General features: G+C 62.4%; 5 protein-coding genes. 1 reads left to right on the plus strand and 4 read right to left on the minus strand.

The window, feature by feature from the left end:
• Positions 1–231: 231 nt before the first annotated feature.
• Positions 232–1,620 (minus strand): extracellular solute-binding protein, encoded by a 1,389-nt coding sequence (locus tag VFZ66_25795; protein ID HEX6292623.1) that lies wholly within the window; start codon positions 1,618–1,620, stop codon positions 232–234.
• Between the two features lie 133 nt (positions 1,621–1,753).
• The gene (locus VFZ66_25800; protein ID HEX6292624.1) at positions 1,754–2,983 is read right to left on the minus strand and encodes an ROK family protein; all 1,230 of its coding nucleotides are present in this window, start codon (positions 2,981–2,983) and stop codon (positions 1,754–1,756) included.
• 216 nt (positions 2,984–3,199) lie between these two features.
• On the opposite strand from VFZ66_25800, the gene VFZ66_25805 reads away from it, so the two are divergent.
• Positions 3,200–3,802, plus strand: coding sequence for an SLATT domain-containing protein (locus VFZ66_25805; protein ID HEX6292625.1), 603 nt, complete (start codon positions 3,200–3,202; stop codon positions 3,800–3,802).
• Between the two features lie 617 nt (positions 3,803–4,419).
• On the opposite strand, the gene crtI is transcribed toward VFZ66_25805, so the two are convergent.
• Positions 4,420–5,913: a phytoene desaturase family protein gene (gene crtI, locus VFZ66_25810; GenBank protein HEX6292626.1), complete on the minus strand. Its 1,494-nt coding sequence runs from the start codon at positions 5,911–5,913 to the stop codon at positions 4,420–4,422.
• Entirely contained in the window at positions 5,903–7,531 is a 1,629-nt protein-coding gene (murJ, locus tag VFZ66_25815; protein ID HEX6292627.1) for a murein biosynthesis integral membrane protein MurJ, read from the minus strand. The genes crtI and murJ overlap by 11 nt, the downstream gene beginning before the upstream one ends.
• Between the last annotated feature and the right edge of the window lie 208 nt (positions 7,532–7,739).

Consider the following 7,739-nt stretch of genomic DNA (forward strand, 5'->3'; position numbering starts at 1 on the left):
AACGCCGGTCCAGCCGATAAAGCCGTAGACAAAGACTGCAATCGCGATCACCGACGGCGCGATCATCAGCAGCGGCGCGATGCGGTCGATCGTCCAGGGCCGTCGTCTGGTCCGACGTGGCGCGACGACCACGTCGTGTGATTGAGCTTGCTGCATGTGCTACCCCCGTCCAGGGAGCGCGGGATGCGCGCCGACACGTCCTGGTGCGCGCGCATCCGGCACCCGCCAGCGCTATTGGCCCATCAGACTTGCAGCATCCGACAGCGCATCGACGAGCGTCTGCACGTCCTGGTCGGCGGCAAAGACGTTGATCGCATTCTCGTACTCGGTGACAAAGTCGGTCGGAGCCGCCGCGCCGTGCTCGATGCTGGGCGCGAGCTTATCCTTGGCGAAGGATTGGATCGAGTACTGCAAATACGCGTCGTACAGGCTCAGGTCGGCATCGGTGCGCGCCGGGATCGAGCCTTTCTTGGGATTGAAGGCGTCCTGCCCTTCCTTGGAGCCTGCCACCTTCAGCCAGGCGATAGCCGCGTCGCGGTTGGGCGCGTTCTTGGGCAGGCCGAAGCTGTCGCTGAGCCACATGAAGATGCCGTCGGTGCCGGGCGACGCTGCCCAGCCAAACTCGACGTTGGGCTGGCCGCCACGGCCCTTGAAGTAGCCCTCGGCCCAGTCGCCCATGATCGTCATCGCGGCCTTGCCGTCATAGACCAGCCCCGCCGCGTCCTGCCACTTGAGCGAGCCGCGATCGGCGTTGGCGTAGCTCAGCATGCGGCCAAACGTTTCGATCGCCTGTGCGGTGCGCTCATCGGCCCACATGGTATCGTCCTGGAACAGCTTGGCATAATCGTCCGCGCCGAAGCTTGCCAGCAGCACGCTCTCGAAGAGATGCGGCGTGGCGAACTTATCGCCGCCGCCGATCGCCAGCGGCGTGATATTCTTGGCCTTGAGCGCCTCGGCGACCGTGAAGAACTCGTCCATGGTCTTGGGCGGCGTCAACTGGTTGTCGTCGAAGATCTTTTTGTTGTACCAGAGCACGTTCGAGCGGTGGATGTTGACCGGAACCGAGTAGATCTCGCCCTGGTAGGTGATCTGATCGAGCAGCAGCTTGGGCATCACTTTGTCCCAGCCCTCGTCTTTGAAAAGCTGCGTGATCGGCTCCATCTTGCCCGCGACGACGTACGTGCCGACAAGCTCCTGCCCGGCGTGGACCTGGAAGCTGTCCGGCGGCTGGTTGCCCGCCATGCGCGTGGCAAGCACGGTCTTGGCGTTCGCGCCAGCGCCGCCGGTCACGGTCGCGTCCACGATCTCGATGCCGGGATTGCGCTGCTTGAAGATCTCGTACATCGCCAGCTTGCCCTCTTCCTCGCCCGGCCCGGTCCACCAGCTAAAGATCTCGACTTTACCTGCGCCACCGGCGGAGGTCGTCGCGGCAGGTGCAGCGCTGGCGGAGGCTGCGGGGCTTTCGGCAGGTGAGGGTGCGGCTGAGGCAGCCGGGCTTCCGGCGGGTGTGGTGGCGCTGGTGCCGGTTCCGGTGCTTGCCGGAGCGCCACACGCGCCCAGGATCAGGGCCGCCAGCATCAGCAGCGTCGATACCAGCGCCCACTTCTTTGTGCGGAACATAGGTTGCTACTCCTCCTGTAGATACAAACGACCATCAGCGATCCAGCGGCGGAGCGTTGCAAACATCCTCCTTTCGTCGAACGCCGCCTGCCTCGATCGGGGAATAGTGTAATGATACTGGTGCCGGGCAAATTCACGTGAGGAGGCTGCCCTCCACGAAGAGCTGGCGCAGCACCAGCGCCGCCGCGCCGATCGCGCTTGCGTCCTGCCCCAGCGCGCCGACGCCGATCCGCAGCCGCTCGGCCATGCCCGGCAGCACGCGCTGGCTGACGACGTTCGTCACCGGATCGAGGATCAGCGACCCGGCGCGCATGGTCGAGCCGCCGAGCACCACAAGCTCTGGGTTGAAGAGGTTGACCACGTTGGCGATGCCGATGCCGAGATACCTGCCCGTTTCTTGCAGCACGCCCTGCGCCACGGCATCGCCCGCGATCCCGGCCTCGATCACGTGCTCCGTTTTGAGCTTCGCCTGCGGCTGCCCGCCGAGCTCGCTTCGCCCGGCCAGGTTAATCGCCCGCACCGCGCGCCGGACGATCGCCGCGCGCCCGACGAATGCCTCAAGGCATCCGTGCTTGCCGCAGCCGCACAGCGGCCCTTCCAGCTCGATCAGCATATGCCCGATCTCGCCCGCACCGCCGTCAGCGCCACGGTACAGATCGCCGCCGACGATCGCCGCGCCGCCCACGCCGCGATCGACCATCACGTAGAACATGCTGCGCGCGCCGCGACCGGCTCCAAACAGGAGTTCGCCTAATGCGGCGGCTTTGGCGTCGTTGTCGACCAGCACCGGCACCTGGAACTCTGCCGCGACCAGCTCGCGCAGTTGGATCTGCCCCCAGCCGGGATAGCTCGGCGGGCTAAAGCTCAGCGCGGTCGATGAGAGCACCGGCGCGGGCAGCGCCAGGCCGATACCCAGCACGCCGCCGAACCCGGCGATCTGCTGCGCGAAGACATCGTGGAGCGTGCCGCGCAGCTGTGTTGCCAGCGCCTCCGGCCCCTGCGCCATGGTGGAAGGTACTTCTAAGCGCCGCTGCACCGCCGCGTTCAGGTCGGTGACGACCGCCGTCAGGGTGTGAGCGCCAACCTCAAGGCCGATCGCGCAGTACGCCTGGGGCACCAGTTGCAGCAGCATGGGCCGCCGCCCGCCCGACGAAGGGCCGACGCCGACTTCCTGAACCAGGCCCTCCTCCACCAGCCCGCCGATGATGTCCATCACCGCTGGCATGCTCAGCCGACCCACCCGCGCCAGCTCGGCCCGCGAGATCGGCCCGCGCGTCCGCACCAGCTCTAAGACGACAGCTCGATTGTGCCGACGCAGATCGGCGGAGGCTTTGCCTGATAGGACTACGCTACCATGCCGCATCGCTGCTCTCTACTTCCTTAGTAAGGATTAGAAAGTAGGCGGCTCTTATAGCACAAACAGGCCTGCCATGTCAAGAGACACGCATAAACTGCTAGACTTTCTTTACTTTCTTTAGAATGTTCGATGGAAGATGCGCGACGGCGTGATCTTTACGAGGGCTTTCGGTTCGATTAGAATACATTATTATCCGCCTGCCTGTGTCAAGGATCGACAAAAATGGCATCCGCACAACATCCATTTGATGATCTTCATCGGAAAATAGAGACGACCACGCGCGCGCGTTATATTGCTGCAAATCGTCTTGCCACCCACCAACGATTTTCTCAGTGGATTTTAGCAGCACTCTCTGTCGAACTCATTCTCATCCCGCTATTTCAGGCGATGAATGTGCCATTACGAACATCTCCTGAGGTGCTGAATGCAATTGAAGTATTTCTCGCGGTGCTGGTTCTCGCCTACTCGCAGTTACTCGGCGCGGAAAACTATGCGCTTCATGCCGACAAAATGTTGAGCAGCGGACGAGAGCTAGGACGGCTTAATCGTGAACTCACGCCCTATATTGGGAAGCCCTATGATGCAGCGATCTACATGCAATTCGTTGAACGGTATCATGATATTTTAGATAAGTACGCTAATCACGCGGATGTTGATTATGATGTGTATCGCCTCAAGAATCGTCGGACGTTCTACCCCCAAACTTCCAGCTTTGTCTGGGCCTGGATCACAACGCGCATGCGGTATGGAGCGGGTTATTTACATTATTCGCTGGTTCTGGTCTTTACCGGCTTGTCGATCTTGTATATCTTTTATTGGCAGTAAGTGGCGCGCTTAACATAAATCACCCGCCCCCGGTACGTCCGGCGACGGGTGAAATATAGAGAAGCCCTGGAATGCCTACTGGCACACATCACATCGAGTTAGCTACTCACTCCGCAGTATCTTGATGCAGTGCTCGGTTTGTTTTGGCGCTTCGCCACCAGCTTTTCTGCCCAAGCTTCGCTCGTACGACGACCTATACATCTCTATCTGTCAGCCGTGTGAGCTTTGCTGCCGAGATGCTTGCCCTGCTTGTACAGCAACTGTTTCATTCGGGGCTACCCGCGTAGCACTTGCGAACCGATTTGAAATCCAGCGCTTACGTATGATGGTCCCCGTTCAGCCTCCAGGCTTCACGTTTCGCATCATTTACGGTCGATCCCATCCAAACTTTTCTACGTCTGGGAATTCGCCGCTTGCAACGACAAGCTTATTGTACTTAACCCTACGATGGTCTTTTACCAATAGCTTCTCAGGGCTACGTTGTATGTTATAGCATACTTGATCTTGAAGATCAAGACTTTCATCGTCGTTTTACGATATTAGCGTAAAGAATCGGTTAACACGCGCAGAGGTGCGGCTATGCGGTCGAGCTATGTCAATAGTTTAAATACGCGGGCTTACCCCTCTACCGTTTGCTCGTGAGCGATAGCGGCGGCGACGGCTTTTCCAGAAAGGAGCACCAGCGGAATCCCGCCGCCCGGATGGGTCGCGCCGCCGACAAAGTACAGCCTGCGCACGTCGGGCGATACGATGGGCGGGCGCAAAAATGCCGCTAGCATCTGGTTCGACGACGAGCCGTAGAGCGCGCCGCGCCAGGCATAGGTGCGATTTTGGAAGTCAGACGGCGTGATGATCTGCTCGTAGCGGATATGCTGGCCTAGCTCTGGTAGCCCGCGCCGCTCAAGCGCCCGCACGATCAGGTCGCGGTAGCTCCGCGCCTCGCGCTCCCACTGAAAGCGCTGGCTGGTAGCCGGAGCGTTGACCAGTACAAAGAGGTTCATGCCGCCCGTGGGCGCGTGGCCCGGATCGCTGCGGACTGTGGCCGTAACATAGATCGTCGGGTCGGGAGCGGGCACCTGAAGATCGAAGAGCGCGCGGAACTCGGCGGGATAGTCGCGCGAGAAAAAGATGTTGTGGTGCGTCAGATCGGGATAGTCGCGGTCGGTGCCGAGCAGCAGGACAAACCCGGAGCACGACGGATCGACCCGATCGATGCGCCGGTCGGTCCAGACACGGCGCTGCTCAGGCGCGACCAGATGGCGCAGGCCGTGCAGCGCGTCGACGTTGACGATCACCCGCTCCGCCGCCAGATCGCGGCCCTGCGCCAGCCGCACGCCCCGCGCGCGTCCGTCGCGCACGCGCACCTCGACGACTTCGGCGCTGGTTTCAATCTCGACGCCCAGCGCCTCGGCCAGCCGCAGCAGCTCGCGCGCCAGCGAGTACATGCCGCCTGTGAGATACCAGCCGCCCTCGGCAAACTCGATGTACGGAATGATACAGAATGTCGCCGGGGCGCGGTAGGGCGACGAGCCGTTGTAGGTCGCGTAGCGGTTGAAGACCTGCCGCAGGTGTGGCGAGCGAAAATAGCGTCGCACGGCCTGATCGACGGTATGCAGCGGATCGAGCGCGGGCGCGTCGCGGACAAAGCGCGGCGTGACGAAATCGCGCCAGCCGCGAAACGGCGACAGCAAAAACGGCTCGGAGGTCGCGGCATAGATCCGCCCGGCGAAGGCCATGAAGCGAAAGAAATTAACCGCGTCCGGCGGCGAGAGCCGACTGATCTCGGCAATCAGATCGGGCAGCGCCGCGCGATGATCCCAGCGCGTGCCGTCGGGCCAGGTGTAGCGGCAGACCGGATCGACGGGCACGATCTCCAGTACGTCGTCGGCGCTGTGTCCTGCGGCGGCCCATAGCTCGCGCACCACCCAGGGCATCGTGAGCAGCGACGGCCCGGTATCGAAGGTGAAGCCCTGCGCCTGGACGATACCCAGCTTGCCGCCGACGCGCTCGTTCTTTTCGAGCAGCCGCACGCGATGCCCCGCCGCTTGCAGACGAATCGCCGCTGCCAGCCCGCCCAGCCCGCCGCCGACGATGATCGTATCAACTCGCATGACGCCGCCGTACTAAACTCCACAGCTCGCGCAGCTCAGGCGCGCGCAGCAGCGCCCCAACCCCGACATACGCTGCCAGCCCCAGGCCGCCGACGCAGGCCAGCCAGCCAGCCAGGACAAAAAAATCGGCTCCGCGCCCGTACGGGCTATCCGCTGTCACGCCCGGAACATAGGGCCGCGACAGCCACACAGTGGCGATCAGCACCAGCACGAGCGCCAGCGTGCCAAAGACGAGCGCCAGCGCGGAGCGCGCGAAATGCGCCGCCTCGAAGCCGTGGAGCCGCCGCGCCAGAATGCCGAACAGCACCACAAACTCGATCATGTTGGTTGCGCTGTAGGCTAGGGCGATCAGACCGATGTCGCGCTGCCAGTAGGTGATCATGCTCCAGGCCAGCAGCCCGTTCAGCACAATCGTCGCCACGCCGACGATCACCGGCGTGTACGTATCCTCCATCGCGTAAAAGGTGCGAATCACGATCTCAGCGCCTGCCAGGCCGATCGCGCCGGGCGTGTAAAAGAGCAGCGCTCGCCCGGTCATCCGCAGTGCCTCCGCCCCAAAATCGCCGCGCTGGAAGAGCAGCCGCAGGATCGGCACATGCAGCACTGCCAGCAGCGCTGCCGCCGGAACCGTCAGCCACAGCACCGTGCGGAGCGTCTGCATCGATACGTGGCGCGCATCCTCCTGCTGCCCGGCGGCAAAGAGGCGCGTCAGGCGCGGAAACATCACCGTGCCCATGCTGACCGCGAGGATGCCGTGCGGCAGCATCAGCAGTTGGTAGGCGTAGCGATTGGCCGCCTGCGCCGAGCTGCCGATCAGGCTCATCAGCGAGATCATCACGATAATATTGAGCTGGAGCGCGCCCTGCCCGATCAGGCGCGGCGCGAGCAGCGAGCCTACGCGGATCACTTCGGGCATGCGCCAGTTCAGCGACGGCTTGAAGCGCAGACCGGCGCGGATAACGCCCGGCAGTTGCACCAGAAAATAGAGCAGCGCGCCGAACGCCACGCCGATCGCCAGCCCGTCGATGCCATAGATTGGCGCGAGAAAGAGCGCGGCGGCGATCATCGACAGATTGTAGATGTTGAAGGCAATCGCGGGCAGCGTGAAGCGCTCGAAGGTTTGCAGGATCGCCATCATCAGCCCGCCGAGGCCCAGCAGCAGCGGTTGAATCAGCATCAGCCGCATCAGATGCACGGTCAGCCCCAGCATCGCGGGATCGTCGGCGTAGCCGCTGGCGACAGTGTAGGCCAGCAGCGGGCGGGCAAAGGCCGCAACCAGCGCCGCGATCAGCACGAAGATGACGAATGACGCGGTCAGGATCGTGTTGGCAAGCTCCCAGGCGCGCTCCTGCTGCTGCTCTTCCAGCAGCCGACCAAAGACCGGGATCAGCGCCGAGCCGAGCGCGCCGCCGATAATCACAAAATATAACAGATCGGGGATGGCAAACGCGGCGGTAAATGCGCCCAGCTCCGGCCTGATGCCAAAGCGCTCCGAGATAATGCCGTCACGGATCACGCCGAGCAGACGGCTCAGCACCGCGCCAAGCATGACGATGCCGGTGTTGAGCACCATCCGCCAGCGCGCCCCGCGTCCCGTGATCGAAGAAACTTGCGCCATGTGGTTGCGTGTCCTTCAGCGTTTTGATATAATCACCCGTTAGCAAGCGATACAGGCCATTATAACGATATTTAAGGTTGGAGGTATTCCGTTGGCAAATACCAAGTCCGCTCAGAAGCGCATTCAATCAGATGAACGTAAGCGCCTGCGCAATCAGAAGGTCCGCTCACGGGTCAAGACGTTCCTGAAGAAGGCCGAGCAATCGATC

This window comes from Herpetosiphonaceae bacterium (genome assembly GCA_036374795.1).
GTDB lineage: Bacteria > Chloroflexota > Chloroflexia > Chloroflexales > Kallotenuaceae > LB3-1.